General features: G+C 72.0%; 26 protein-coding genes and 1 pseudogene. 14 read left to right on the top strand and 13 right to left on the bottom strand.

All coding sequences use genetic code 11. The features are described 5' to 3' along the window. The gene (gene hmgA, locus SSPS47_RS05935) at window positions 1-1,374 is read right to left on the bottom strand and encodes a homogentisate 1,2-dioxygenase (RefSeq protein ID WP_164249286.1); all 1,374 of its coding nucleotides are present in this window, start codon (window positions 1,372-1,374) and stop codon (window positions 1-3) included. Window positions 1,375-1,610: 236 nt separating this feature from the next. On the opposite strand from hmgA, the gene SSPS47_RS05930 reads away from it, so the two are divergent. The 7 genes from SSPS47_RS05930 to SSPS47_RS05900 all read left to right on the top strand — a co-directional run bounded on the left by SSPS47_RS05930 (window position 1,611) and on the right by SSPS47_RS05900 (window position 11,841). Next, on the top strand, window positions 1,611-2,270 hold the full coding sequence (locus tag SSPS47_RS05930) for a TetR/AcrR family transcriptional regulator (RefSeq protein WP_164249284.1): 660 nt from the start codon (window positions 1,611-1,613) through the stop codon (window positions 2,268-2,270). Between the two features lie 173 nt (window positions 2,271-2,443). Next, the gene (locus SSPS47_RS05925; protein ID WP_164249282.1) at window positions 2,444-4,717 is read left to right on the top strand and encodes a molybdopterin oxidoreductase family protein; all 2,274 of its coding nucleotides are present in this window, start codon (window positions 2,444-2,446) and stop codon (window positions 4,715-4,717) included. A gap of 121 nt (window positions 4,718-4,838) precedes the next feature. Further along, window positions 4,839-6,287, top strand: coding sequence for a citrate:proton symporter (locus tag SSPS47_RS05920; protein WP_164249280.1), 1,449 nt, complete (start codon window positions 4,839-4,841; stop codon window positions 6,285-6,287). Continuing rightward, the gene (locus SSPS47_RS05915) at window positions 6,287-7,597 is read left to right on the top strand and encodes an MFS transporter (RefSeq protein WP_164249279.1); all 1,311 of its coding nucleotides are present in this window, start codon (window positions 6,287-6,289) and stop codon (window positions 7,595-7,597) included. Before SSPS47_RS05920 ends, SSPS47_RS05915 begins: the two co-directional genes overlap by 1 nt. A gap of 246 nt (window positions 7,598-7,843) precedes the next feature. After that, a complete protein-coding gene (locus SSPS47_RS05910; RefSeq protein ID WP_164249277.1) occupies window positions 7,844-9,208 on the top strand; it encodes an ABC transporter ATP-binding protein in 1,365 nt (454 codons plus the stop codon). A 121-nt stretch (window positions 9,209-9,329) separates the two neighbouring features. Then, complete coding sequence (locus tag SSPS47_RS05905) at window positions 9,330-10,742, top strand: aldehyde dehydrogenase family protein (RefSeq protein WP_164249275.1); 1,413 nt, start codon at window positions 9,330-9,332, stop codon at window positions 10,740-10,742. A gap of 19 nt (window positions 10,743-10,761) precedes the next feature. Next, window positions 10,762-11,841, top strand: a complete 1,080-nt coding sequence (locus SSPS47_RS05900; RefSeq protein WP_164249273.1) for a Zn-dependent alcohol dehydrogenase — start codon at window positions 10,762-10,764, stop codon at window positions 11,839-11,841. A gap of 12 nt (window positions 11,842-11,853) precedes the next feature. Here the strand turns inward: SSPS47_RS05900 and SSPS47_RS05895 are convergent, their stop codons facing one another. Genes SSPS47_RS05895 through SSPS47_RS05885 form a run of 3 tightly spaced genes read right to left on the bottom strand, consistent with a single transcriptional unit; the run spans window position 11,854 to window position 14,332 of the window. Continuing rightward, window positions 11,854-12,837 (bottom strand): DMT family transporter, encoded by a 984-nt coding sequence (locus SSPS47_RS05895; protein ID WP_164249271.1) that lies wholly within the window; start codon window positions 12,835-12,837, stop codon window positions 11,854-11,856. A 44-nt stretch (window positions 12,838-12,881) separates the two neighbouring features. Further along, window positions 12,882-13,661 (bottom strand): helix-turn-helix domain-containing protein, encoded by a 780-nt coding sequence (locus SSPS47_RS05890; protein ID WP_164249269.1) that lies wholly within the window; start codon window positions 13,659-13,661, stop codon window positions 12,882-12,884. 14 nt (window positions 13,662-13,675) lie between these two features. Continuing rightward, window positions 13,676-14,332 carry a TetR/AcrR family transcriptional regulator gene (locus SSPS47_RS05885; protein WP_164249267.1) on the bottom strand — a complete coding sequence of 219 codons (657 nt, stop codon included), beginning with the start codon at window positions 14,330-14,332 and terminating at the stop codon, window positions 13,676-13,678. 145 nt (window positions 14,333-14,477) lie between these two features. Between SSPS47_RS05885 and SSPS47_RS05880 the strand changes: the two genes are divergently transcribed. After that, on the top strand, window positions 14,478-15,107 hold the full coding sequence (locus SSPS47_RS05880) for a TetR/AcrR family transcriptional regulator (RefSeq protein ID WP_164249265.1): 630 nt from the start codon (window positions 14,478-14,480) through the stop codon (window positions 15,105-15,107). Window positions 15,108-15,117: 10 nt separating this feature from the next. Here SSPS47_RS05880 and SSPS47_RS05875 read toward each other — a convergent pair whose 3' ends face one another. Then, window positions 15,118-15,579, bottom strand: coding sequence for a MaoC family dehydratase (locus SSPS47_RS05875; protein ID WP_164249264.1), 462 nt, complete (start codon window positions 15,577-15,579; stop codon window positions 15,118-15,120). Window positions 15,580-15,687: 108 nt separating this feature from the next. Between SSPS47_RS05875 and soxR the strand changes: the two genes are divergently transcribed. Beyond that, complete coding sequence (gene soxR, locus SSPS47_RS05870; RefSeq protein WP_147877418.1) at window positions 15,688-16,158, top strand: redox-sensitive transcriptional activator SoxR; 471 nt, start codon at window positions 15,688-15,690, stop codon at window positions 16,156-16,158. A 94-nt stretch (window positions 16,159-16,252) separates the two neighbouring features. Here the strand turns inward: soxR and SSPS47_RS05865 are convergent, their stop codons facing one another. Both SSPS47_RS05865 and SSPS47_RS35200 read right to left on the bottom strand, forming a co-directional pair. After that, window positions 16,253-16,864, bottom strand: coding sequence for a hypothetical protein (locus SSPS47_RS05865; protein ID WP_164249262.1), 612 nt, complete (start codon window positions 16,862-16,864; stop codon window positions 16,253-16,255). A 134-nt stretch (window positions 16,865-16,998) separates the two neighbouring features. Continuing rightward, a pseudogene (locus SSPS47_RS35200) lies at window positions 16,999-17,177 on the bottom strand (DUF1343 domain-containing protein); the annotation flags it as partial. A 98-nt stretch (window positions 17,178-17,275) separates the two neighbouring features. Between SSPS47_RS35200 and SSPS47_RS05860 the strand changes: the two are divergent. Genes SSPS47_RS05860 through SSPS47_RS05850 form a run of 3 tightly spaced genes read left to right on the top strand, consistent with a single transcriptional unit; the run spans window position 17,276 to window position 18,804 of the window. Next, window positions 17,276-18,046, top strand: coding sequence for an SDR family oxidoreductase (locus SSPS47_RS05860; protein ID WP_164249259.1), 771 nt, complete (start codon window positions 17,276-17,278; stop codon window positions 18,044-18,046). Further along, entirely contained in the window at window positions 18,043-18,192 is a 150-nt protein-coding gene (locus SSPS47_RS05855; protein WP_164249258.1) for a hypothetical protein, read from the top strand. The genes SSPS47_RS05860 and SSPS47_RS05855 overlap by 4 nt, the downstream gene beginning before the upstream one ends. A gap of 18 nt (window positions 18,193-18,210) precedes the next feature. After that, a complete protein-coding gene (locus SSPS47_RS05850) occupies window positions 18,211-18,804 on the top strand; it encodes a TetR/AcrR family transcriptional regulator (protein ID WP_164249256.1) in 594 nt (197 codons plus the stop codon). 12 nt (window positions 18,805-18,816) lie between these two features. Here the strand turns inward: SSPS47_RS05850 and SSPS47_RS05845 are convergent, their stop codons facing one another. The 3 genes from SSPS47_RS05845 to SSPS47_RS05835 all read right to left on the bottom strand — a co-directional run bounded on the left by SSPS47_RS05845 (window position 18,817) and on the right by SSPS47_RS05835 (window position 21,529). Next, complete coding sequence (locus tag SSPS47_RS05845) at window positions 18,817-20,031, bottom strand: acyl-CoA dehydrogenase family protein (RefSeq protein ID WP_164249254.1); 1,215 nt, start codon at window positions 20,029-20,031, stop codon at window positions 18,817-18,819. Between the two features lie 8 nt (window positions 20,032-20,039). Next, on the bottom strand, window positions 20,040-21,062 hold the full coding sequence (locus SSPS47_RS05840) for a phosphotransferase family protein (RefSeq protein ID WP_164249252.1): 1,023 nt from the start codon (window positions 21,060-21,062) through the stop codon (window positions 20,040-20,042). A gap of 170 nt (window positions 21,063-21,232) precedes the next feature. Beyond that, a complete protein-coding gene (locus tag SSPS47_RS05835) occupies window positions 21,233-21,529 on the bottom strand; it encodes a hypothetical protein (protein ID WP_164249250.1) in 297 nt (98 codons plus the stop codon). Window positions 21,530-21,673: 144 nt separating this feature from the next. Between SSPS47_RS05835 and SSPS47_RS05830 the strand changes: the two genes are divergently transcribed. Continuing rightward, on the top strand, window positions 21,674-22,633 hold the full coding sequence (locus tag SSPS47_RS05830; protein ID WP_164249249.1) for a hypothetical protein: 960 nt from the start codon (window positions 21,674-21,676) through the stop codon (window positions 22,631-22,633). Window positions 22,634-23,352: 719 nt separating this feature from the next. On the opposite strand, the gene SSPS47_RS05825 is transcribed toward SSPS47_RS05830, so the two are convergent. From SSPS47_RS05825 to SSPS47_RS05815, 3 genes are read right to left on the bottom strand one after another with little or no spacing between them, the layout of a single operon-like run. Then, window positions 23,353-23,676: a DUF202 domain-containing protein gene (locus SSPS47_RS05825; RefSeq protein WP_164249247.1), complete on the bottom strand. Its 324-nt coding sequence runs from the start codon at window positions 23,674-23,676 to the stop codon at window positions 23,353-23,355. Next, window positions 23,676-24,068, bottom strand: a complete 393-nt coding sequence (locus tag SSPS47_RS05820) for a DUF202 domain-containing protein (protein WP_147877409.1) — start codon at window positions 24,066-24,068, stop codon at window positions 23,676-23,678. The genes SSPS47_RS05825 and SSPS47_RS05820 overlap by 1 nt, the downstream gene beginning before the upstream one ends. Before the next feature lie 44 nt (window positions 24,069-24,112). Then, on the bottom strand, window positions 24,113-24,643 hold the full coding sequence (locus SSPS47_RS05815) for an NUDIX domain-containing protein (protein WP_164249245.1): 531 nt from the start codon (window positions 24,641-24,643) through the stop codon (window positions 24,113-24,115). 91 nt (window positions 24,644-24,734) lie between these two features. On the opposite strand from SSPS47_RS05815, the gene SSPS47_RS05810 reads away from it, so the two are divergent. Beyond that, window positions 24,735-26,390 (top strand): FAD-binding dehydrogenase, encoded by a 1,656-nt coding sequence (locus SSPS47_RS05810; protein WP_164249243.1) that lies wholly within the window; start codon window positions 24,735-24,737, stop codon window positions 26,388-26,390. Window positions 26,391-26,447: the final 57 nt, after the last annotated feature.

The following is a 26,447-nucleotide window of genomic DNA, read 5'->3' as shown; positions in this document are numbered from 1 at the left end:
TCAGGATCTTTTCGCCGGGGCCGGTCCCGGCGTCGGCGCCGACGCGGGCCCCGACGTGGGCGTGAAGTGGCGCTCCAGACCCTGCCACACGTCGTCGTAGCCCGTCTGGAGGTGTCCGGCCGTGGCCGCCTGCGCGGTGGCGGTCACCGGCCAGCGCGTCTCGAACATGAAGGCCAGTCCGTCGTCGATCCGCTGCGGCCTGAGCTCCGCGGCGCTCGCCCGTTCGAACGTCTCCCGGTCGGGCCCGTGCGCCGACATCATGTTGTGCAGCGAACCGCCGCCGGGGACGAAGCCTTCCGCCTTGGCGTCGTACGCCCCCTCGATCAGGCCCATGTACTCGCTCATCACATTGCGGTGGAAGTACGGCGGCCGGAAGGTGTTCTCACCGACCAGCCAGCGCGGCGCGAAGACCACGAAGTCGACACCCGCCAGTCCGGGGGTGTCGGACGGCGAGGTGAGCACCGTGAAGATCGACGGATCGGGGTGGTCGTAGCTGATGGTGCCGATGACATTGAAACGCCGCAGGTCGTAGACGTACGGCAGATGGTTGCCGTGCCAGGCCACGACATCGAGCGGGGAGTGGTCGTACGTCGCGGTCCACAGATTTCCGCAGAACTTGTTGACCACCTCCGTCGGGCGCTCCACGTCCTCGTACGCGGCGACGGGAGCCAGGAAGTCCCGTGCGTTCGCCAGGCCGTTGGCGCCGATCGGGCCGAGGTCGGGGAGGACGAAGGGGCGGCCGTAGTTCTCGCAGACGTAGCCGCGCGCCGTCTCGTCCAGCAGCTCGACGCGGAAGCGCACACCGCGCGGGATCAGCGCGACATGGCCGGGCCGGGCGGCGAGCGGACCGAACTCCGTGACGATCAGCAGTCCGCCGTGCTCGGGCACGATCAGCAGCTCGCCGTCGGAGTCGCTGAACACCCGGTCGGTCATGGGGGAGTTGGTGTGGTACAGATGCACCGCCATTCCCGTGCGCTGCGCGGCGTCGCCGTTGCCGCCGAGTGTCCAGAGACCTGCCAGGAAGTCCGTGCCCGGCGCGGGCTCCGGCAGGGGGTTCCACCGCAGCCGGTTGGGGTCGGGCACGGACTCCGTGAACGGCGCGCCGCGCAGGGCGCCGTTGTCGGTCCGGGTGAACGGCGGGTGCGCCGCCGACGGGCGGATCCGGTAGAGCCAGGAGCGGCGGTTGTGGGCGCGGGGCTCGGTGAAGGCGCTGCCGCTCAACTGCTCCGCGTACAGGCCGAGCGGGGCTCTCTGCGGTGAGTTGCGTCCCACGGGCAGCGCGCCCCGTACGGCCTCCGAGCTGTGCTCGTTGCCGAAACCGGTGACGTACTCCAGCCCATCGGCCGTCTTCCGCGCCCGCTCGGTGCCGCTCATCGTCGCTCCCCGTCTCGCTGTCCTGCCCGGTTCTTGAATCCTATGCTCAACCGTAGGATTCCGTGCCCGGCGCGTCAACGGGAACGGGTCCCGTTGGCGGAAAGAGACTCCCGCGAGGACCGGCCGGAGGCGGTACGAGCAGAAGTACGGTCGCGCCGTCTCGAACTGCGGGCCTCCGCGAGGGAGACTCGAAGGGCCGCGACCGCCGGACATCTCGGGAAGGGTGGGCCAGCGAAGTGCACGGAGTCGGTGCCGACACCCACGACGGTCTCCGCAGGGCCCCCGTGCAGCGGCGCAGCGCGGCGCGGCTCGCCCGGATCCTCGACGCCTGCGCCGAACTGCTGGACGAGACCGGCTACGAGGAACTGTCCACCCGCGCGGTCGCCGACCGGGCGGGGGTGCCCATCGGCTCGGTCTACCGCTTCTTCGGCAACAAGCGCGACATGGCCGACGCGCTCGCCCGGCGCAATCTGGACAGCTACGTCCAGCGGGTCGAGCGGCGGCTCGCCGCGATACCGGCCGCCGACTGGCGGTCCGCCATCGACGCGGTGCTGGACGAGTACCTCGCGATGAAGCGCACGGTCCCCGGCTTCGGGCTGGTCGACTTCGGCACCAGGATCCCGGCGGGCGCGCCCGGACCGGCCCCGGCGCCCACGCCCGCCGGCGAGCCGGTCCCCGACCCCAACCACCGCGTCGCGGACCGCCTCACCACCCTGCTCGCCGCCCAGTTGCGCCGGGCGCCGGACGCCGCGCTGCGCCGGACGGTGCTGGTCGCCGTCGAGGCGGCGGACGCGCTGTTCCAACTCGCCTTCCGCGGGCACGCGTCGGGCGATCCGGACGTCATCGCGGAGACGCGCGAACTGGTCCGCGCGTATCTGGCACGGACGCTGGACTGAGGGCATTCGGCCGGGAGTCGCTTCGTCCTCAGTCGCCGGACGGGACTCGCTTCGCCCTTGATCGCCGGACGGGCTCAAGAAGCCCGTCCGGCGGGCCCCTTCCCTCATCCGTACCGGTCGGTATGCTCGGGAGGGCTCGCGCGTCAGCGCCGTCGCCCGCCCCTGGAGGACCCATGCCGCCCACCGGCCCCACGCGTCCCACCCGTACCGCGCTGCGTGTCTGCCCCCTCTGCGAGGCCACCTGCGGACTGACCCTCACCATCGAGGGGACCAGGGTCACCGGAGCGCGCGGCGACCGCGACGACGTGTTCAGCAAGGGCTTCATCTGTCCAAAAGGGGCGTCGTTCGGAGAGCTGGACGCCGACCCCGACCGGCTGCGCACACCCCTGGTCCGGGTGGACGGCGAGCTGCGCGAGGCGAGCTGGAACGAGGCCTTCGACCTCATCGCCGCCCGGCTGCCCGCGCTCGCCGAGGAGCACGGACCGAACTCCGTCGGCGTCGTCCTCGGCAACCCCAACGTCCACACGATGGCCGGCGCCCTCTACCCGCCCGTCCTGCTGAGCGTGCTGCGCACCCGTAACCTCTTCACCGCCTCCACCCTCGACCAGATGCCGAAACACGTGTCGAGCGGTCTGCTCTTCGGCGACGCCCTCGCGATCCCCGTGCCCGACCTGGACCGCACCGATCACCTGCTGCTCCTGGGCGCCAACCCGCTGGACTCCAACGGCAGCCTCTGTACCGCGCCCGACTTTCCCGGCAAGCTCAAGGCCCTGCGCGGACGCGGCGGCACCCTCACGGTGGTCGATCCGCGCCGTACCCGCACCGCGCGGATCGCCGACCGGCACCTCGCCATCCGGCCGGGCACCGACGCCCTCCTGCTCGCCGCACTCGTCCACGTCCTGTTCGACGAACGGCTCACCGACCCCGGCGCACTCGCCGGCCACCTCGAAGGGCTGGACGAACTGAGGGCGGCGACAGCGGACTTCACACCCGAAGCCGTCGCGGCGGCCTGCGACCTGGACGCCGGGGAGATCCGTACCCTCGCCCGCGAACTCGCCGCCGCGCCCACCGCGGCCGTCTACGGGCGCATCGGAAGCTGCACCGTCGAGTACGGCACGCTCGCCAGCTGGCTCATCGACGTCCTCAACGTCCTGACCGGCAATCTCGACCGGCCCGGCGGCGCCCTCTTCCCGCTCTCCGCCACCGACCGCGCACCCCGCCCGGCGGGCCCCGGCAAGGGGTTCGCGCTCGGCCGCTGGGCCAGCAGGGTCGGCGGCCACCCGGAGGCCAAGGGCGAACTGCCCATCGCCGTACTGGCCGAGGAGATCGAGACACCGGGAGTGGGGCGGATCCGCGCCGTGATCGCCCTCGCGGCCAATCCCGTGCTCTCCGCCCCCGACGGCAGCCGTCTCGACCGGGCGCTGGACGGCCTGGACTTCATGGTCAGCGTCGACCCGTACCTCAACGAGACCTCGCGCCACGCCGATGTCGTACTGCCCCCGCCGCCGCCCTCCCAGAGCGCCCACTTCGACTTCGCCTTCAACGGCTTCGCCGTACGCAACCAGGCCCGCTACAGCCCGCCCGCCGTCCCCCTGGCCGCCGGGCTGATGGACGAGTGCGAGATCCTGGCACGCCTGGTGCTGGCCGTGGGCGGGCTGCACGGGGCGGACCCGTCGGCCGTGGACGACCAGGTCATCGAGCGCACACTCACGAAGGCCGTCGCCGACCCGCGCTCGCCCGTGCACGGTCGCGACGCGAAGGAACTGGCCGCGGAGATCACCCACACCGGCGGCCCCCAGCGGCGGCTCGACCTGATGCTGCGCCTGGGCCCGTACGGCGACGGATTCGGCGCCGACCCGGCGGGGCTCACCCTCGCCCGGCTCGTCGACCGGCCGCACGGTGTCGACCTCGGACCGCTCAAGCCCCGCGTCCCCGGGCTCCTCAGGACCCGCAGCGGGCGCGTCGAACTGTTCCCCGCGCCGATCGCCGCCGATCTGCCCCGCCTGCGCGACGCGCTCGGGCAGCGGCCCGCGTCGCTCGTGCTCGTCGGGCGCCGCCATCTGCGCTCCAACAACAGCTGGATGCACAACGTGCCGACGCTCAACGGCGGTTCGAACCGCTGCACGGTCCAGGTCCACCCCGAGGACGCCGAACGGCTCGGTCTCGCCGACGGCGGGGCGGCGCGCGTCACCACCGAGGCGGGCGAGATCACGCTCCCGGTGGAGATCACCGACACGGTCCGGACGGGGGTCGTGAGCGTGCCGCACGGCTGGGGGCACGACCGGCCGGGCACCCGGATGGCGGTGGCCCGGGCGCGGCCGGGCGTCAATGTCAACCAACTGCTCGACGGGAGCCGGCGCGACCCGCTGTCGGGGACGTCGGTCCTCAACGGCTTTCCCGTCGAGCTGGCCCCCGCACAACCGGCGCCGACCAGCACCCCCGCGTGACCTGGGGTTTTGCGCGTATTGCTCGCGCGTCAACATCTTGTTAACGCGAGGAAACGGCACCTAGCGTCATCCGCACCGCCGACCCGGGCGGAAGTTCAAGGGTGAACGTGAGGTACCTCAAATGCTGACAATCCTCGGGTTCGTCATGATCGCCACCTTCCTGGTGCTGATCATGACGAAGAAGATGTCGCCGATCGCGGCGCTCGTACTGATCCCCGCGCTCTTCTGCGTCCTGGTCGGCCAGGGCGCGAAGCTGGGCGACTACGTCATCGAGGGAGTCGGCGAACTGGCGCCGACCGCGGCGATGCTGATGTTCGCCATCGTCTACTTCGGCGTGATGATCGATGTCGGCCTCTTCGACCCGATCGTGCGGGGCATCCTGCGCTTCTGCCGGGCCGACCCGATGCGCATCGTGGTCGGTACGGCCCTCCTCGCCGCGATCGTCTCGCTGGACGGCGACGGCTCGACCACCTTCATGATCACCGTCTCGGCGATGTATCCGCTCTACAAGCGGCTGAAGATGAGCCTGGTCGTGCTGACCGGTGTCGCCGCCACCGCGAACGGCGTCATGAACACCCTTCCCTGGGGCGGGCCCACGGCGCGGGCTGCCACCGCGCTGAAGGTGGACGCCACCGACATCTTCGTACCGATGATCCCCGCGCTCGCCGTCGGGCTGCTCGCCGTCTTCGTACTCGCGTACGTCCTCGGGCTCCGCGAGCGCAAGCGGCTCGGCACGCTCACGCTGGACGAGGTGCTGGAGCCGGTCGCCGAGCCGGTCACCGAGACGGTGCTGGTGGAGGCCGGAGACGGTACGGCCGGCGGCGCCGGCGAGGGAGCCGGGCGGACCCGGACGGGCGGCGGCGCGGCCGGTGCCGGTCCTTCCCTCGACAAGGGCCCCGACACCCAGGAGCCCGCGGACCACGACGACTTCAAGGGCCTCGACCCCGACCGGTCGACCCTGCGCCCCCGCCTCTACTGGTTCAACGCGGGACTCACCCTCGCCCTGCTCACCGCCATGATCATGCAGCTCATGCCCATCCCGGTCCTCTTCCTGCTCGGCGCCGCACTCGCCCTCACCGTCAACTTCCCCTCCATGAAGGACCAGCGCGCCCGGATCGCCGCCCACGCCGACAACGTGCTGAACGTCTCCGGCATGGTCTTCGCGGCGGCCGTCTTCACCGGCGTCCTGACCGGCACCGGTATGGTCGAACACATGGCTGACTGGCTGGTGGGCGCCGTCCCCGAGGGCATGGGCCCGCAGATGGGACTCGTCACCGGACTCCTGAGCCTGCCCCTCACCTACTTCATGTCGAACGACGGCTTCTACTTCGGCGTGCTGCCCGTCCTCGCCGAGGCCGGCGCCGCGCACGGTGTCTCCCCGCTGGAGGTGGCCCGCGCCTCGATCGTCGGCCAGCCGCTGCACATGTCGAGCCCGCTCGTCCCCGCCGTCTACGTACTCGTCGGCATGGCCAAGGTCGAATTCGGCGACCACACCAGGTTCACCGTCAAGTGGGCCGTGCTCACCTCGCTCGTCGTGCTCGCCGCCGCGATCCTCTTCGGCACCATCTGATGCCGACGGGGGACCGGCGCTGGCTGCTGCGTCTCGTCATCGCCTTCGCCTTCTCCCAGGCGGCGGTGTCGATGGCGCGCCCGGCCGTCTCCTACCGGGCCCTCGCACTCGGCGCCGACGAGCGCGCTGTCGGCGTCATCGCGGGTGTGTACGCGCTGCTGCCGCTGTTCGCCGCCGTACCCCTGGGACGCAGGACCGACCGGGGGCGCTGCGTCCCCCTCCTGGCCGTCGGCGCCGCGCTCATCGGCGTGGGCTGCGGCCTCGGCGGTACGGCGGGCTCGCTGGCCGCGCTCGCCGCCTGGAGCGCGGTGATGGGTCTCGGCCATCTCTGCTTCGTCATCGGCGCACAGTCCATCGTCGCCCGCCGCAGCGCACCGGCCGACCAGGACCGCGACTTCGGGCACTTCGCCATCGGCGCCTCGCTCGGCCAACTCGTCGGTCCGGTCGCCGCCGGGCTGCTGGTCTCCGGCCGGGACGGTGCGATGGGGCGTACGAGCGCGCTGGCCCTGGTCGTCTCCGCCGGGGTCGCGGCCGTCTCCCTCCTGTGGCTGCGGCGGCTGGAGCCGCCGGTCACCGCGCGCACGACGGACACGTCGCGGGGGAAGACCGAGCGGAGCCGCAAGGCACGGCGGGCCGAGTCCGGCAAGGTGCCGGTGCGGCGCATCCTGCGCAGCCGCGGTGTCCCCAGCGGCATCCTCGTCAGCCTGGCGGTGCTCTCCGCGACGGACATCCTCACCGCGTACCTCCCCGTCATCGGCGAGGACCGGGGCATCTCACCGGCCACGATCGGTGTACTGCTGAGTCTGCGGGCCGCCGCCGCGATCGCCTGCCGGCTGGTGATCACACCGATGATCCAGCGGGTGGGCCGTACGGTCCTGCTCACCGCGTCCTGTCTGCTCGGCGGGCTGCTGTGCGCGGGAATCGCCCTGCCCGTGCCGGTGTGGGGGCTGGCGCCGATGCTCGTGGCGCTGGGTTTCTGTCTCGGCGCCGGCCAGCCGCTGTCGATGACGACCGTCGTCCGGGCGGCGCCCGCCGAGGCCCGCTCGACCGCCCTCGCGCTCAGACTCACCGGCAACCGCCTCGGACAGGTCGCCGCCCCCGCGTCCGCCGGGCTCGTCGCCGGAGTCGCGGGCACGGGCGCGCCGTTCATGATGCTCGGTGTGCTGCTGCTGGGCGCGGCCGGCCTCGGCGTACGGAGCACTCCGCGCGACGCGGCCCCGTCCGCGCCGCCGTCAACTCCCGCTCGGCCGAAGGCGAGGCCCCCGCAGGAACCGCCCGTCCCCGCCGACGAGGGCCGTCACCGCCGCTGAGTCGTGAGTCCTGAGTCCTGAGTCCTGAGCCCGGGCCGCGTCCCGCCCCGCCCGCCCCCGGACGAAACGCCCTACGACTGTTGTCCGGACGCCGCCCCCTGCATCTGCCGTACCGCTCCCGCCGTGTACCCACCACGTACCGCCCCAGGGGCCACCTGTGACGCCGCAAGTCATTCCCTGACCCCGAGTAGTCGGCTAACTTCAGGCGTCGCAGACGCTCAACCTCACCTTCCGGGCGGAATCCTCATGACTCGCGCCATCTCTCTGCACAGTGTCAGCAAGGTGTACGGACGGTCCACACGCGCCGTCGACCGTCTTTCTCTGGACATCGCCCCCGGCGAGTTCGTGGTGCTGCTCGGCCCGTCGGGCTGCGGCAAGTCCACCGTGCTGCGCATGATCGCCGGTCTGGAGGACATCACCGAGGGCGAGTTGATGCTCGACGGCGAGCGCTCCAACCTCGTGCCGCCCCGCGATCGCGCCATGGCGATGGTGTTCCAGAACTTCGCGCTCTACCCGAACATGACCAACCGCGACAACATCGGTTTCCCCCTCAGTCTGCAGAACCCCCGGCAGGACAGCTCTGAACGTATCGAGGCCACCGCCCGGATGCTCGGCATCGAGCACGTGCTGGACCGCTATCCCAGTCAGCTCTCCGGCGGCGAGCGTCAGCGCGTCGCGATGGGCCGCGCGATCTCACGGCGCCCGTCGGCATTCCTCATGGACGAGCCGCTGTCCAACCTCGACTCCAAGCTGCGCAACCACGTACGGGCCGAAATAGCCCAGCTGACCGCCGAGTTGGGCGTAACGACCATCTACGTGACTCACGATCAGGCCGAGGCGATGTCACTTGGAGACCGGGTCGCGGTGATGCGTGGTGGTGTGCTCCAGCAGGTCAGTTCGCCGCGCGACATGTACGCGCTGCCGCGCAACGTCTTCGTCGCCGCCTTCATCGGAACCCCGCGCATCAATCTGCTCCAGGCGGTCGTGTACGCGCCGCTCGAAGGCCGGATGTCCATCGATCTGGGCCGGCAGCGCCTGCCGCTGCCCGAACCGCTCAGCCCCGACCACCAGTTGCTCCGGATCCAGCAGGGCCGCCAGATCATCGTCGGGCTGCGGTCCGAGGCGGCGCGCATCGCGCCGCCGAGCCAGGCGCGCCCCGGCGAGGTGGCGCTGAGCGGCATCGTCGAGCACGTGGAGTACCAGGGGCACGAGGCGCTGGTGCACCTCAACACCGGCTCGCAGCCCGCTGTGGTGCCCGACCTCGAATCGCCCCGCCTCAGGACGGCCCGCCGCCGCCGTGGCCGTGCCGGGCCGGGAGTCCTGGAGCGGCTGAGGGAGCGGGCCGCCGCCCATGTCCCGGGCCGGGCCCCCGCGAATGTCCCGGGTCCCGTCGTCGTGCTGGACGAGCCGGAGGCGCGGCCCCCCGCGTACACCCCGGACCGCCCCGCGATCACGGCGAGCGACCTCGTCGTGCGGACCGGCCCCGACACCCGGCTGCGTACGGGGGCGCAGGTGCCGCTCCTGGTCGACCTGGCGCATCTGTACGTCTTCGACCACTACGGCCGGCGGATCTGTCCCGCGCCGGCGGACATGCCCGGCCTCGACACCTGACGCCGTCCCGGATGTGACATTCGGGACCCCGGAGGTCCCTGGCGCCAGAAAACTAACACCGCTAGTTTGGAGGTGACGACGCCGAACCGGCCGTGCGCGGCAGTCCCCGGGAGGAACAGCGATGAAGGCACAGAGCAGCATGTACATCGGCGGTGAGTGGCGCCCCGCCGCCGGCGCCGACACCATCGCCGTCGTCAACCCGGCGACCGAGCAGGTCATCGCGGAGGTTCCGGCCGGCACCGCCGAGGACATCGACGCCGCCGTGCGCGCCGCGCGGGCCGCCTTCCCGGGCTGGGCGGCCACCCCGCCCGCCGAACGCGCGGCGCGCATCGCGGCCCTGCGGGACGCGATGGCCGCCCGCAAGGACGAGATCGCCGAGACCGTCACCGCCGAACTCGGCTCGCCGCTACGGCTGTCGAGGGCCGTGCACGCCTCGGCGCCGGTGGCCGTCGCCGGCTCGTACGCCGAACTCGCCGCCTCCTACGCCTTCGAGGAGCGGATCGGCAACTCGACCGTGCTGATGGAGCCGGTGGGCGTCGTCGGCGCGATCACCCCCTGGAACTACCCGCTGCACCAGATCGTCGCCAAGGTCGCCCCCGCGCTCGCCGCCGGCTGCACGATCGTCGTCAAGCCCGCCGAGGACACCCCGCTGACCGCCCAGCTGTTCGCCGAGGCCGTCCACGAGGCCGGACTGCCCGCGGGCGTCGTCAACGTGGTCACCGGCATCGGCGCCGTCGCCGGACAGGCGCTCGCCGCGCACGAGGACGTCGACCTCGTCTCCTTCACCGGCTCCACCGCCGTCGGCCGGCTGATCGGCGCCACGGCCGGGGCGGCCGTCAAGCGCGTCGCGCTGGAGCTGGGCGGGAAGTCCGCGAACGTGATCCTGCCGAGCGCCGATCTCGCCAGGGCCGTCAAGGCCGGCGTCGCCAACGTGATGGCCAACTCCGGCCAGACGTGCAGCGCGTGGACCCGGATGCTCGTCCACACCGACCGGTACGACGAGGCCGTGGAGGCGGCCGGGGCCGCCGTCGCCTCGTACCGGGCGGGCGACCCGCACGACGAACTGTGCCGCGTCGGCCCCGTCGTCAACGCGGGACAGCGGGCGCGGGTGCGCGGCTACATCGAGAAGGGCGTCGCAGAGGGCGCCCGGCTGGTCGCGGGCGGCACCGAACCCCCGCACGGGACCGGCTACTTCGTCGCCCCGACCGTCTTCGCCGACGTCACCCCGGAGATGAGCATCGCCCAGGAGGAGATCTTCGGACCCGTCCTGTCGATCCTCCGGTACGAGGACGAGGACGACGCCCTGCGGATCGCCAACGGCACCGTCTACGGCCTCGCCGGAGCGGTCTGGGCGGGGGACGACGAGGAGGCCGTCGCCTTCGCGCGGCGGATGGACACCGGCCAGGTCGACATCAACGGCGGTCGGTTCAACCCCCTGGCACCGTTCGGCGGTTACAAGCAGTCGGGCATCGGCCGGGAACTCGGCCCGCACGGCCTCGCCGAGTACCTCCAGACCAAGTCCCTCCAGTTCTGAGCCGGGAGAGAGAACGATCGTGGTCCGCGCAGCCGTACTGCCCGCCGTCGGAGCTCCGCTGGAGATCACCGACATCGAACTGCCCGAGCCCGGCCCCGGACGGGTACGGATCCGGCTCGCCGCCGCCGGGGTCTGCCACTCCGACCTGTCCCTCACCGACGGCACCATGCGGCTGCCCGTCCCCGCCGTCCTCGGCCACGAGGGCGCCGGCACGGTCCTGTCCGTCGGCGAGGGCGTCACCCATGTCGCGCCCGGGGACGGCGTCGTCCTCAACTGGGCGCCGTCCTGCGGCGGTTGTCACCACTGCCGGCTCGGCGAAGTCTGGCTCTGCGCCTCGGCGCTGACCGGCGCGGGCGGGATCCACGCCCGTACGGCCGGCGGCACGGACCTCCATCCCGGACTGAACGTCGCCGCGTTCGCCGAGGAGACGGTCGTCGCCGCGAACTGCGTCCTGCCCGTTCCCGACGGCATCCCGCTCACCGACGCCGCGCTGCTCGGCTGCGCCGTTCTCACCGGATACGGCGCGGTGCACCACTGCGCCCGGGTGCGCGCGGGCGAGAGCGTGGTCGTCTTCGGCGTCGGCGGGGTCGGCCTCGCGGTGCTCCAGTCCGCCCGTATCGCCGGCGCGTCGACGATCGTCGCCGTCGATGTCTCCCCGGAGAAGGAGGAGTTGGCGCGGGCCGCCGGAGCCACCGACTATCTCGTCTCCACCGCCACCACGGCCAGGGACGTACGCGGACTCACCGACGGGCGGGGCGCCGACGTCGCCGTCGAGTGCGTCGGCCGCGCCGCCACCATCCGCACGGCGTGGGAGTCGACCCGCCGGGGCGGCCGGACCACGGTCGTCGGCATCGGCGGCAAGGACCAGCAGGTGACGTTCAACGCGCTGGAGCTGTTCCACTGGGGCCGCACACTGTCGGGGTGTGTGTACGGCAACTGCGATCCGGTCCGCGACCTGCCGGTCCTCGCCGAACACGTCCGGGCAGGGCGCCTCGACCTCGGCTCGCTGGTGACGACACGCATCACGCTGGACGGGATCCCGGCCGCGTTCGACAGCATGATCGCCGGACGCGGCGGCCGGGCACTGGTCGTCTTCTGACGGCGCCCCGGCTCAAGTCCCCTGGGCCGCCTGAGCTTTCACCCGGCGCGGGCGGGAGCGCGCCACCGCGACTCCCGCCAGGCAGAGCACACCACCGGCGAGCGTGAGCGCGCCGGGGATCTCGTCCAGCAGCAGCCAGGCCATCAGGACGACGATCGCCGGCACCGCGTACGTCGTGGCGCCCATCCGCGACGCGGTCGTACGGGCCAGGGCGTACGCCCAGGTCGTGAACGCCAGCGCGGTCGGGAAGACGCCCAGATAGACCATGTTGAGCGTCGCCGACAGCGGGGCGTGCGCGGCGTCCTCCACCAGCTGCCAGCCGAACGGCAGGCAGCCGACCGCCCCGATCAGGGCGCCGTACGTCGTCACCTGCAACGGGGTCGCGTACGCCAGCGTGGGTTTCTGCGCGACGACACCGCCCGCGTAGGCCACCGCCGCCACCAGGCAGAGCACCACACCGAGTACGGAGGTGCTGCCGTCGTCGGCCATCGACAGACCCACCACCACGGCGCCGGCGAAGGACACCGCCATACCGGTGAGCAGCCGGGGCGCCAGGCTCTCGCCCAGCAGCCGGAACGCGAGCAGCGCCATCAGCAGCGGCGCGATGTTGACGACGAGGGACGCCGTGCCCGCGTCGACCAGCTGCTCGCCCCAGTTGAGGACGACCGAGTACCCGCCGAACCAGAGCAGCCCCGACACCACGATGCCCGGCCAGGCGGCGCGCGGCGGCAGCCCTTCGCGGCGTATCAGCAGGATCGCGACCAGGACCAGCGATCCGGTCAGCAGCCGGCCGAGCGCCAGCGCGCCCGGCGCGTACGCCTCGCCCGCGCTGCGTATGGACACGAAGGCCGACGCCCAGAGGATGACGGTGACCCCGGCCGCGGCCAGGGCCAGCGGCTGCGCGCGGTCGGCGGATCTGTCGGGCGCGGTGGACGTGCCTCGGGCGGCCGTCGGTGCGGCCGGGCGTGCCTGGGCACGCGGGGAGAATTTCGCCATGCGAGTGATGTTAAGCCCTTAATACTTCGGCCGTCACCGAAGTATTACCGAAGTCTCGCCGCCTCGATCCCCAGCAGCTCCGCGAACGCGTGCTCACCGGTCGGTGTCACCCGCACCGCCCGCTCCGTACCGATGCGCACACACCACCTCGACTCCAGGGCGAGCCGGCACAGCCCCGCACCCGCCACCCCCGCCAGATGGCGGCGGCGCTCCGTCCAGTCCAGACAGGAGCTGACCACCGGACGCCGCCCGGGGCTCTGCAGTGCGATTCCCCGCTCGCGGAACCAGTCCGTGCCCTGCTCGGTGAGGGCGAAGCCCGCCTCCGTCAGCAGCAGCCCGCGCCGCGCCATGGCCTCCGTGATCACCACCCCGAGCCGGCCGGCGAAATGGTCGTAACAGGTGCGCCCGCGCGCCATGGCGCCGCTCGCCCTCGACGCCCGCACGACGTGCGGGCTGTCCCGGCCCGGCATCACGTGCGCGGCCAGCGACTCGACCAGCTCGGCGGTGGTGGCGTCGGCCAGCCGCACGTACCGGTGGCGGCCCTGCCGCTCCTCGGTGACCAGCCGCGCGGCGATCAGCTTCCCGATGTGCTCGCTGGCGGTGGACGCGGCGACACCGGCCTCACGGGCCAGCTCGCCGGCGGTCCAGGCGCGCCCGTCGAGCAGCGAGAGGCAGAAGACGGCCCGCGTCTCGTCGGCGAGCAGCGCGGCGAAGCCGGCGAGGAGCGAGCCGGGCGACGCCGACGGGGAGGGCAGTCCGAAGGGGTCGGCGGTGGCCGGTTCCGCGGTGGAGCCGGCCGCTTTCGAGGTGGAGGTCTGCGGCATGCCTCCAGGGTGCCTCAAGAACTCTTCGGAGCTGCCCGAACTGTCTCGTACTGACCGCCGAGCCCGTCGATCAGCGCCCTGAGTCCCGTCTCGAAGGCCCCCTCGTCCACCCGCTGCTGCCGCTCGGCCAGCAGATGGGCCTGGCCGAGGTGCGGGTAGTCGGCGGGGTCGTACGCCGTCTCGTCGTCCACGAAGCCGCGGGCGAACGAACCGAGCGCCGAGCCCGTGATGAAGTACCGCATCAGCGCCCCGATATGGGTCGCCTGGGCCGGCGGCCACCCCGCCCTGACCATCGCGCCGAAGACCGCGTCGGCCACCCGGAGCCCTGCCGGGCGGCGGCCCGGTCCCTGGGCGAGCACGGGCACGATGTGCGGGTGGGCGGTGAGCGCGGCGCGGTAGGACACGGCGTAGTCGTGCAGCGCGGTGCGCCAGTCCCGTACGTCGTCCTCGTCGAACATCGACAGATCGACCTGCGCGCTGACGGAGTCCGCGACGGCGTCCAGGATCTCGTCCTTGTTGCGGAAGTGGTTGTAGAGGGAGGGCCCGCTGACCCCCAGTTCCGCCGCCAGCCGGCGGGTGGAGACGGCGCCGAGCCCCTCGGCGTCCACGAGCGCGCCCGCGGTCGCGACGATGCGGTCTCTGCTGAGGAGCGGCTTGCGGGGTCGGGCCATGGCGCACATCGTATGGCCGTGGTCCCGGCGCCGGGCCCGGCCCCACCGCCCGGCGGCGGTGCGACGGCAGTTCCACGACAGGCCTAAGCGCTTGCTCAGCTTCGAGGTAGGGTGTGCGTTCTGCTGACAGGAAGGGGCGAGAGCGATGCGTACGGCGGAACGGACGGCCGACGGCGAGGGCGTGCCGTGGGGTGAGGTCACCCCCGAGGCGGCCAGAAGGCTGCTCGTCGCCGCCGTGGAGGCGTTCGCCGAACGCGGGTACCACGCGACCACCACCCGCGACATCGCGAGCCGGGCCGGTATGAGCCCGGCGGCACTCTACATCCACTACAAGACCAAGGAAGAGCTGCTCCACCGGATCAGCCGGATCGGCCACGACAAGGCCCTGGAGATCCTTCAGGCCGCCGCCGACCGCGACGGCACGGCCGCCGAGCGGCTCACCGACGCCGTCCGCTCCTTCGTCCGCTGGCACGCGGCGCGCCACACCACGGCGCGTGTGGTCCAGTACGAACTCGACGCGCTCGCCGACGAGCACCGCACCGAGATCGTCGAACTGCGCAGGCGCAGCGGCGCGACCGTCCGCCGGATCCTCCAGGACGGTGTACGCGACGGGGAGTTCGACGTCCCGGACGTGCCGGGCACCACCCTGGCCGTGCTCTCGCTCTGCATCGACGTGGCGCGCTGGTTCAACACACAGGGGCGCCGGACGCCCGACGAGGTCGGCACGCTCTACGCCGACCTCGTGCTCCGCATGGTGGTCTCCCGCGACTCGTGAGGACGAGCGGTCAGAAGTAGTACCGGGACACCGACTCCGCCACGCACGCCGGCTTCTCGGCGCCCTCGCGCTCCACCGTGACGACCGTGGTGACCTGGACACCGCCGCCCGCCTCGGCGACGTCCTTCACTACGGCCGTACCGCGCAGCCGTGAGCCCACGGGCACGGGGGAGGGGAAACGGACCTTGTTGACGCCGTAGTTGACGCCCATCGTCACGTTCTCGATGGCCAGGACCTGCGGGACGAGGACCGGCAGGAGCGACAGCGTCAGATAGCCGTGCGCGATGGTCGTGCGGAACGGTCCCTTCGCCGCCTGCTCCGGGTCCACATGGATCCACTGGTGGTCACCGGTGGCCTCGGCGAAGAGATCGATCCGCTTCTGGTCGACCTCCAGCCAGTCGCTGTGCCCCAACTGCTCGCCGACGGCGGCGCGCAGCTCCTCGGCGGAAGTGAAGACCCTCGGCTCAGCCATGTCTGTCGATACCTGCCTCTCAAGCGCCGTCCGCGTGGTGTCCAAGCGCTTGCTCAGCATGGTTGGGGCCGACTGTCCTGTCAACGCGTGACACGTAGGCTCGGCCGGGTGCCGAAGATTCCGGAGAAGGTTCAAGAACTCACCGTCGGGCAGCTGTCAGCGCGCAGCGGTGCCGCGACGTCGGCCCTGCACTTCTACGAGGCCAAGGGTCTGATCAGCAGCCGCAGGACCAGCGGCAACCAGCGCCGCTACAGCAGGGACACACTGCGCCGGGTCGCCTTCGTGCGCGCGGCCCAGCGCGTGGGTATCCCGCTCGCCACCATCAGGGACGCTCTCGCCGAGCTTCCCGAGGGGCGTACACCGAACCACGACGACTGGGCCCGGCTCTCCAAGGCGTGGCGCTCGGAACTCGACGAGCGCATCAAACGGCTCGGCCGGCTGCGGGACCATCTGACCGACTGCATCGGCTGCGGGTGTCTGTCGCTGGAGTCGTGCGTGCTGTCCAACCCGGACGACGCTTTCGGCGACCGGATGTCCGGCTCACGGCTCCTGGCGGAGCGCAGGCGCGCGACGAAGTAGTCTCCGCGCACTGTCGCGTACGTCCTGACGGACCGGTGCGTCCCCGAACCGATCCGTATGCCGTCCGCCGTCGTCGGGCCCGCCCGGCGGCGGGTCAGGCGACCGAGGCCAGCTCCCGCTGCCGCAGGAGCTTCGCCCGCTGAATGGCCTCGGATGTGAGAACGGGCCGCGGCACGACAATGCCACAGCCCATGCACACCGGTCCCGACCAAGGGGCCTGCGACAGATCCGGACGCCAGACGATCCCCTTCTCCGTACACACCGGGCACACGCCGCCCGGTCCCGACTCCAGTCCGGCGATCAGCCGGCGCAACACCTCGGCGAGCGGCTCCGCCGGGTGGACGGCCGGGTCGTCGCACCGCGCCACCCCGTTGCCGCCCCAGGTCCGGCGGTGCCAGTCGTCGAACGTTCCCGGTCTTCTCAGCCCGTCGTGCTTCTCGCGCTTGCGGCGCTTGGCGAACTGGACCTCGTAGGCGAGCCAGACGGCCCGCGCCTCTTCGAGTTCGTCGAGCGCGGCCGTCAGCCGCGCCGGATCGGGAGCTCTGTCCTCCGGCTCGATGTCGTGCCGTTCGCAGAGGTGGTCCCAGGTGGCTCGATGCCCATAAGGGGCGAATCGCTCAAGGCACTTGCGCAGTGAATACCGGCGCAGCGCCAGATCGCATCGCGGATCGCGCACCTGTCTCGCGAGACTCCGGAATCCGGCCATCGCCTGCCACCTCCGTCGGTTGCTGTACCAGCGTCATCCAATAGACGTACGCGTGCCCGATCCGGCTCCATCGAAAATGCGATGGCAGCCAGCAGGCGATTTTTCACTCCTGAGAGATGCCGCCGGACCGGGCGGCGGTACAGCAGGTGACGTGCCCGTTGTGCCCGGAACGCGGTGAGTTCGCCCTGCCGGGCGCCGGCCACCTCGTCCGTGTCCGCGACCGTTTCGCCGTGACCGGCGGCGCGATCCCCGTACGTACCGGGGCGAACGACTCCCGGTCGTGGACGTGCGGTTGGGCCCCGCCCACCGGGCGGACCCGGCGGCCGGACCTCTTCCGTCGCGACATACCGACTGGTTAGTCTGCCGGGGTCGAGTGGTGTTGTCCCGCGGTGAACCGGAGAGGCAGGTCCGATGAGTACGGTGCAGGGCGCACGTGTGGTGGTCACAGGAGCCGGCGGCGGAATCGGTGCCGCCCTCGCCCGCGGATTCGCCGCCGGCGGCGCCCGCGTCGTCGTCAACGACCTCGACGCCGCGAAGGCCGCGGCTGTCGCCGAGTCCATCGGCTCCGGCACCGTCGCCGTACCGGGCGACGCCTCCGCCGTGGTCGAACAGGCCCGCGACGCGCTCGGCGGCACCGTCGACATCTACTGCGCCAACGCGGGTCTCGGCTCGCCCGGCGACGCCTTCGCCGACGAGGACGTCTGGGCCTCGGCCTGGGACGTCAACGTCATGGCGCACGTCCGCGCCTCCCGGATCCTGCTGCCCGACTGGCTGGAGCGCGGCGCCGGCCGGTTCGTCTCCACCGTCTCCGCCGCCGGACTGCTCACGATGATCGGCGCCGCGCCGTACAGCGTCACCAAGCACGGCGCGCTCGCCTACGCGGAATGGCTCTCGCTGACCTACCGCCACCGCGGGCTCAAGGTCCATGCCATCTGCCCGCAGGGCGTCCGTACGGACATGCTCACCTCGGCCGGATCGGCGGGCGATCTGGTACTCGCCCCGACGGCGATCGAGCCCGAGGCCGTCGCCGAAGCGCTGTTCGACGCGATGGCCGAGGACCGGTTCCTGGTACTGCCGCACACCGAGGTGGCCGGCTACTACCGGGCCCGCGCCACCGACCCCGACCGTTGGCTGACCGGCATGAACCAGATCCAGCAGAAATGGGAAGGAGCCGGGCGATGACGGAGCCGTACGGTGTACGGGTCCTGCCCGAGCCGTCCAGGACCACGAATGGGAAGATCCCCAGGTGTGAACCGCGTTCACGCCAGGAGACGGTGCCGAACGCGACGGCACCGAACACCGCGGCGGCGGACACCGCCGCGAGCTGAGAGAGGCAGGTGGCGACAGTGGCCAGAACGACGGACGGGAACGGCACCCCCGTCCCCCAGCGCCTGCTTGCCGCCGCCACCCGGCTCTTCGCCGAGCAGGGTTACGGCAGTACGTCGGTCCAGGAGATCGTGGAGGCGGCCGGCGTCACCAAGGGCGCGCTCTACCACTACTTCGGCTCCAAGGAAGACCTCCTCCAGGAGGTGTACGCCCGCGTGCTCCGCCTCCAGCAGGAGCGGCTGGACGCCTTCGCCGACGCCGACGAGCCCGTGGAGCGGCGGCTGCGCGCGGCGGCGGCCGACGTCGTCGTGACCACCATCGACAATCTGGACGACGCGGCGATCTTCTTCCGCTCGATGCACCATCTGAGCCCGGAGAAGAACAAGCAGGTACGGGCCGAGCGGCGGCGCTACCACGAGCGGTTCCGCGCACTGGTCGAAGAGGGCCAGCTCAGCGGGGTGTTCACCTCCGCCACGCCCTCCGACCTGGTGGTGGACTACCACTTCGGATCGGTCCACCACCTGTCCACCTGGTACCGGCCGGACGGCCCGCTCACACCGCAGCAGGTCGCCGACCACCTCGCGGACCTGCTGCTGCGCGCACTGCGCCCGTAGTCCGCCCCGGCCCTACCGGTACTTCTTCAACTCGCGGCGTGCCAGCGACCGTTGGTGCACCTCGTCCGGGCCGTCGGCCAGCCGTAGCGTCCGCGCGGCGGCCCACAGCTCCGCCAGCGGGAAGTCCTGGCTGACCCCGCCGGCGCCGTGCAGCTGCACCGCGCTGTCGATGATGTCGACCACCGCGCGCGGCGTCGCGATCTTGATCGCCTGGATCTCCGTGTGCGCGCCCCGGTTGCCGACCGTGTCCATCAGCCAGGCCGTCTTGAGCACCAGCAGCCGCAACTGCTCGACCGTCACCCGCGCGTCGGCGATCCAGTTCTGGACCACGCCCTGCTGGGCGATGGGCTTGCCGAAGGCCGTACGGGAGACCGCCCGCAGGCACATCAGCTCGATGGCGCGCTCGGCCATGCCGATGAGCCGCATGCAGTGGTGGATCCGGCCGGGGCCGAGCCGGGCCTGCGCGATGGCGAAGCCGCCACCCTCCTCGCCGATGAGATTGGCCGCCGGTACGCGGACGTCGGAGAAGACCACCTCGGCGTGGCCGCCGTGGTAGTGGTCCTCGTAGCCGTACACGCTCATCGCGCGCTCGACCGTGAGGCCCGGGGTGTCGCGCGGGACGAGGATCATCGACTGCTGGCGGCGGGGGTCGGCGCCGTCCGGATCGGTCTTGCCCATCACGATGAAGATCCGGCAGTCCGGATTCATCGCCCCGGAGATGTACCACTTGCGGCCGTTGATCACATAGTCGTCGCCGTCGCGGTCGATCCGGGTGCGGATGTTCGTCGCGTCGGACGAGGCGACCTCCGGCTCGGTCATCGCGAACGCCGAACGGATCTCACCGGCGAGCAGCGGCTCCAGCCAGCGCTTCTTCTGCTCGTCGCTGCCGAACTGGGCCAGGACCTCCATGTTTCCGGTGTCGGGCGCCGCGCAGTTGAGTGCCGTCGGGGCCAACTGGGGGCTGCGGCCGGTGATTTCGGCGAGCGGGGCGTACTGGAGATTGGTGAGCCCGGCACCGTGCTCCGCGTCCGGGAGGAACAGATTCCACAGCCCGCGCTCACGGGCCTCGGCCTTCAGCTCGTCCACGATCGCCGGGGTGTCCCACGGGTCGGCGAGCCGGGCCCGCTGTTCGTGCGCGATCGCCTCGGCGGGACGGATGCGCTCGTCCATGAAGGCCAGCAGCTCGGTGCGCAGTTCCTCGGTGCGGGCGTCGAATGCGAAGTCCATGGGTCCGGTCAGCCTTCCTGCAGGGTGGTGAGGCCGTGCTCGATGAAGACGGGGACGAGATCCCCGATGCGCTCGAAACCGCCGCCGACCGTCTGGCCCAGCGTGTAGCGGTAGTGGATGCCTTCGAGGATCACCGCGAGCTTGAACCAGGCGAAGGCCGTGTACCAGGCGATCGCCGAGGTGTCGCGGCCGGACCCGGCGGTGTAGCGCTCGATGAGCTCGGCCGGGGACGGATGGCCGGCCGCGCCGGCGGTCGTGCTGATCGGTGAGCCCGTGATCTGAAGTGGCGCGCTGTACATCACCAGCAGACCGAGGTCCGTCAGCGGATCGCCGAGCGTGGACATCTCCCAGTCCAGCACGGCGTTGATGCGGTCGTCGTCGCCGATCAGGACGTTGTCGAGCCGGTAGTCACCGTGGATGACTGTGGGCGCGGGGGAGTGGGGCAGGGAGCGTCCGAGAGCCGCGTGCAACTCGTCGACACCGGCCAGGTCGCGATTGCGTGAGGCATCCAACTGCTTGGCCCAGCGGCGCAGTTGGCGGTCGAGGAAGCCCTCGGGGCGGCCGAAGTCGGCGAGACCCACCGCGTTGGGGTCGACCGCGTGCAGCTCGACGAGGGTGTCGACGAGACCGAGGAGCGCGGCACGGGTGCGCTCGGGGCCGAGCGGGGCGAGCTGTTCCGCCGTGCGGTACGGGGTCCCCGTCACGTACTCCATGAGGTAGAACGGCGCCCCGAGCACCTCCGGGTCCTCGCACAGCAGCAGGGGGCCGGGCACCGGCACGGCTGTCGGGTGCAGCGCGCTGGTCACCCGGAACTCACGCTTCATGTCGTGCGCCGTGGCCAGCACATGGCCGAGCGGGGGCCGGCGGACCACCCAGTCATGGGCGCCGTCGGTGACCGCGTACGTCAGGTTCGACCGGCCGCCCTCGATCAGCCGGGCGCTCAGCGGTCCCTCCACCAGACCGGGGCGGTCGCGGTCGAGACGGCCGCGCAGCTTCTCCGGGTCGAGTCCTGGCGGGGGACTGGCGCTCATCGGTGGTACCTCCATGGCGGCGGAGTGGCGGGGGGATGTCTTCGCCGTTAATGATGCCGACCAGTCGGTATGCCGTCCAGTGCGTGGCGGGAAACCGCCGAAGGGGGTGACGGGGCCGGTGCGCCGGGTCCGTGGGCGGACCCGGCCGTGTCCCGGCGATCCGTCCGGCGTCAGTGGTCGTCCCAGTGCCCGTCGTGGGCGGCGTGGCGGTGGCCGTCGTGGACGTAGTCCTTGTGGTCGCCGTGCGCGACGGCGGGGTGGCCGCAGCCCTCGCCGTGCCGGTGGGTGTGGTTCTCGTGGGTGACATGGGCGACGGGCTCGCACTCGTCCCAGTGCTCGGCGTGCTTCCGGTGCAGATGACCGTCGTGCGCGTAGTCGACATGGTCGCCGTGCCGCACCTCGGTGTGGCCGCAGGTCGGTCCGTGGGTGTGCTCGTGCGTCGGGTGTTCCTGGTGAATTGCGGTCATGATGTACACCTTTTGTTGGTTGATACAGCGGTTTGCGAAGTTGGGCGGGAGGCTACCAGCCCCGCCCGTCATGGCCGGTAGGTCCGGTTTCGCGTCCCGAAAATCGAATGACCGCACGGGGCGGGCGGTGCTGAACTGGGACGCATGACCGCCGAGACCGCGCCGCCGCCCAGGCCCTACCGCTGGTCGCTGTCCGCGTTCGGCGGCGGCCGGCCCGACCAACTCGGCACGCTCCCCGCACCGCGGGAGCTGAGCACGCCGGGCGAGCCGGTCCTCTCCGAGCTGACCGCCGTCACCGCCAAGGTCCTCGCCCGCTCCGACGGCGCCGACCTCTGCTTCCTCGGCCGGTCGCTCGACTCCATGTACGACTTGCTGACAGGCGCGCTGGAACACTCCCCGTGGGACGGGCGGTTGCTGCGGCTGCCGGTGTCCTGCACGGCCGACGACCACTGGAGCCCGGCCGCCGGGCGCCGCTTCCGCGAGCATCTCGCCGCCGTGGGCCTGGAGCCGTACGCGCTGGCCCGCCGCAAGCGCCCGATCGCGCTGGTCGACGTCGTCGCCTGGGGACGCAGCTACGGCACGCTCCACCGGCACCTGGCCACCTGGATCGAGGAGAGCCGCGAACCGTGGGCGGTCATCCGCCGCAAGCTCCGCTACATCGGGGTGACGTCGCGCTGCCGCAGCAGCCCCAACACCCGGCGCTGGCAGCAGGACCCCGACAACGACTGGGTGCGGACCCTGCCCGCCGGGCATGTGACCAACGTGTCCCTCGACCACCGCGTGTGGTCACATCTGGCGAACGACCAGCCGAAGGTCAACGAGTCGTTCCCGCACTGGAACTGGTTCGACGAGCCGTCGGCACTGACGCCCCGTCACCACCAGGTCGCCCGCGCGCTCGCCGAGGCCCGGTACTTCACCGAGGCGGGCCGCGACACCGCCGTACGCGAGGAACTGATCCGGCTGATGGCCCGTGAGCCGGGCTTCGCGGGACGCGAACAGCGCAGGATCGCCCTGGCGCTCCGTACGAGGGCGACCTCCCGCACCGGCTCCGGCACCCGCCCCCGCGCGGGCACCCGGGCACGCTACAGAACGGGCAACCGCTAGACATCCGGACCGGGTTGGCCACGCATAGTCCGCGGGGCGGGGCCCGCGGGCGGACGGCGCGGTGCATCGCAAGGCGGAGGATCGGAGTGGTGGATGAACCGGCCGTACTCGGCCGACTCCGACAACGCAGGGGGCACCTCCCGTGCCCCCTCGGGGGCCACGGGAAAGAGGTGCCGTGCCAGGCGTCGCGAGTCGGGCGGGACTTTCCGGACACGCCCTGGATATCGGACCGGGTTGGCCATGCATAAGCCCGCGGGCACACACCCACGCCCGCGCGCCCGGCGGGTTCGCTGGACTCGCCCCGGTGATCGGTCTGCGGCGGGCCCCGGAGATGTGGCGCCGGGCCGACGGCACATCTCCGGTACCTCTCGCCCGGGACGCTCCTCCTCGCCGGGTCGTTCGTGCCGGCGTCGCAGAGCCACGGGACGGTGCTCGGGGACGTACCGACCCCCGTACGACGCACTGGCCGTCGTCGCGGTCGGCCACCAGCGCCTTCCGCTCGCCGTCTGCCGACGGTGGCCCGTCGCCTGTCCCACCCTCGTGTCGGTCGGCTGCGCCGTCGACCGGCTGCGCGGCTGCCACTCGTTCGCGGGCACCGCGACGGCCATCGCCCATCTGAGCCCGGGCGTTCGTCAGGGCCTCCTGCACGAGCCGGTGGGACGCCCGCGTAGCCCGCACGGGAGACAGTCCCCCACCAGGGGTCCCGCGCCGGTGTCGGTTCAGAGCACGGTCATGCCGAACGCCGCCAGGCAGACCACACAGGCCACCGCCGCGACCCCCGCGCGCACCGGCAGCGCACGCGGGCGCGCGGTGTCCAGCGCCACGATCCGCCGGTGCGCCACCCACAGGAACGCCAGCCACACCAGCGCGCCCAGCGCCGCCGCCACGACCCCCGCCGCCGTCACCTCGCCCCTGACGACCTGTCTGCCCGCGAGTACCGCGACGACCGTGTACGTCAGGGTCGTACGCCGCCAGGCCAGCCGGGTCCGCTCCGGCTGGAGGCCGGGGTCCCGCGCGGACCCGGGCGCGGGCGGGCTCCCCATCAGCCCGGCCGGTCGATCAACACCACGACCAGCATGATCACGGCGACGGCGGCGACCGACAGACCCAGCAGCGTCGGGAACGGGGTCACCGGCAGGTCCTCGCCCCGGCGCATCGCCCGCTCGCTGCGCACCCACTGGCTGATCGCCCGCAGCGCGCTGAGCGCGCCGATCGCGAAGAGGACCACGGCCAGCCCCACGCGGACACCCCAGCGCAGGTCGGGCAGGAACTGGTCCACCGCGAATCCGCCGCCCACCAGGGCGAGCGCGGTACGGATCCAGGCGAGGAACGTGCGTTCGTTGGCGAGCGAGAAACGGTAGTCGGGGGTCGTGCCCTCGTCGCCGATCCGCCGGGGCGCGAACCACAGACGCAGGTTCCGTACGAAGTCGATCACGCGTCGCACCTTACGGCCCGGCCCACGGCCCTCGGCGGGCGCCGTCACGCGCGGGTCGCCCTGAGCCGTTCGTACGCCGCCAGCCCGTCCGGCGTCCACAGCCACCCGCCGTCGGCGGCGCTCCGCGCCAGCCGCCGGTCCAGCTCCTCCTCCGTGAGGAAGGCGTGCCAGTCGATCTCCTCCGTCTGCGGGGAGACCGGCAGCGGGCAGCGGACCTCGTAGACGCGCGACCACCACCCCTGGCCGCCGCCCCCGGGCTCGTACAGGAAGGAGAACAGCGGTACGGGGCGCGGGAGCCCCGGGACGCCCAGTTCCTCCTCGGCCTCCCGCAGCGCCGCGTCGTCGTACGTCTCGCCCGCGCCCACGACTCCGCCCACGAACATGTCGTGGTGCAAGGGGAACACCAGCTTGGTCGCGGTCCTGCGGTGGACGAAGACACGGTCCTCGGCGTCGCGCGCCAGGATGAAGGCGCAGCGGTGCCGCAGCCCCTTCGCGTACGCCTCGCCGCGCGTGGCCTGCCGGACGACCCGGTCGTTCTCGTCGACGATGTCGAGGATTTCGTCAGCGGCGCTCATGGGGGACAGCCTGGCATGCCGAACGGTTGACTCGTTACCGGCCCGTACGGAAGATCGGACCACCTCAGTCGTCCCGAGAAGGTGGGAACCCATGGCGTACGACGCTGATGTGATCGTGATCGGCGCGGGACTGGCGGGGCTGGTCGCCACCGCCGAACTCGTCGACGCCGGGCGTTCGGTCATCCTGCTCGACCAGGAGCCCGAAGGGTCCATCGGCGGACAGGCGCACTGGTCCTTCGGCGGGATGTTCCTCGTGGACTCTCCCGAGCAGCGGCGGCTGCGCGTCAAGGACAGCCGTGAACTCGCGCTCCAGGACTGGCTCGGCACGGCCGGCTTCGACCGTGCCGAGGACCACTGGCCGCGCAAGTGGGCGGAGGCGTACGTGGACTTCGCCGCCGGGGAGAAGCGCTCCTGGCTGCGCGAGCGTGGTGTGCGGTTCTTCCCGGTCGTCGGCTGGGCCGAGCGCGGCGGCTACGGGGCGCGCGGGCACGGCAACTCGGTGCCGCGCTTCCACATCACCTGGGGGACGGGCCCCGGGGTCGTCGAGCCTTTCGAGCGGAAGGTCCGTGAAGGCGTCGCCGAGGGGCTGGTGACGTTCCGCTTCAGGCACCGGGTCACCGGACTCGGCGCCACGGCCGGCGCCGTCGACACCGTGACGGGTGAGGTGCTGGAGCCGAGCGACGCCGAACGCGGCACGGCCAGCAGCCGCGTCACGGCCGGGGCGTTCGAACTCAGGGCGCAGGCCGTGATCGTGACGTCCGGCGGCATCGGCGGCAACCACGACCTCGTACGCGCGCAGTGGCCCGAACGCCTCGGCACCCCGCCCGAGAAGATGCTCTCCGGCGTGCCCGCCCATGTCGACGGCCTGATGCTCGGCATCACCGAGAACGCCGGTGCCCACCACATCAACCGCGACCGGATGTGGCACTACACGGAGGGCATCGAGAACTGGAACCCGATCTGGGCCAGGCACGGCATCCGGATCCTGCCCGGCCCCTCGTCGCTGTGGCTCGACGCGCGCGGCAGACGGCTGCCGGTGCCGCTGTTCCCCGGTTTCGACACCCTCGGCACGCTCGACCACATCATGCACTCGGGTCACGACCACACCTGGTTCGTCCTCAACCAGCGCGTCATCGGTAAGGAGTTCGCGCTCTCGGGCTCCGAGCAGAACCCCGATCTGACGGGGAAGTCCGTGCGCGACGTGATCAACCGGGCGCGGCAGGACGTGCCGGGACCGGTGAAGGCGTTCATGGACAACGGCGCGGACTTCGTCGTGGAGAAGGACCTGGCCGCGCTCGTACGCGGCATGAACGCGCTCACCGGGGAGCCGCTGATCGACGAGGCCGAACTGCGCCGGGAGATCACGGCCCGGGACCGGGAGGTCGCGAACCCGTTCACCAAGGACCTTCAGATGACGGCGGTCCGGGGGGCGCGCTCGTATCTGGGCGACAAGCTGATCCGTACGGTGGCGCCGCACCGCATCCTCGACCCCAAGGCCGGTCCGCTGATCGCCGTCCGGCTGCACATCCTCACCCGCAAGTCGCTCGGCGGCCTGGAGACCGACCTGTCGTCGCGCGTGCTGCGGCAGGACGGGACCCCGCTGCCGGGCGTGTACGCGGCGGGGGAGGCGGCCGGCTTCGGCGGGGGCGGCATGCACGGGTACCGCTCGCTGGAGGGCACTTTCCTGGGCGGCTGCGTCTTCTCCGGCCGTGCGGCGGGCCGGGCGGCGGCGGAGGCGGTGGGCTGAGGCGGCGGGCGGTGGGCTGGGACGGCGGGCGGTCGGCCGGGGTGCGGGCGGTGGGCT

Origin of the sequence: Streptomyces sp. S4.7 (genome assembly GCF_010384365.1) — a bacterium.
Taxonomy (GTDB): Bacteria; Actinomycetota; Actinomycetes; order Streptomycetales; family Streptomycetaceae; genus Streptomyces.
Note: the sequence above shows the minus strand (reverse complement) of the source record. Positions and strands in the feature narration are given on the sequence as shown.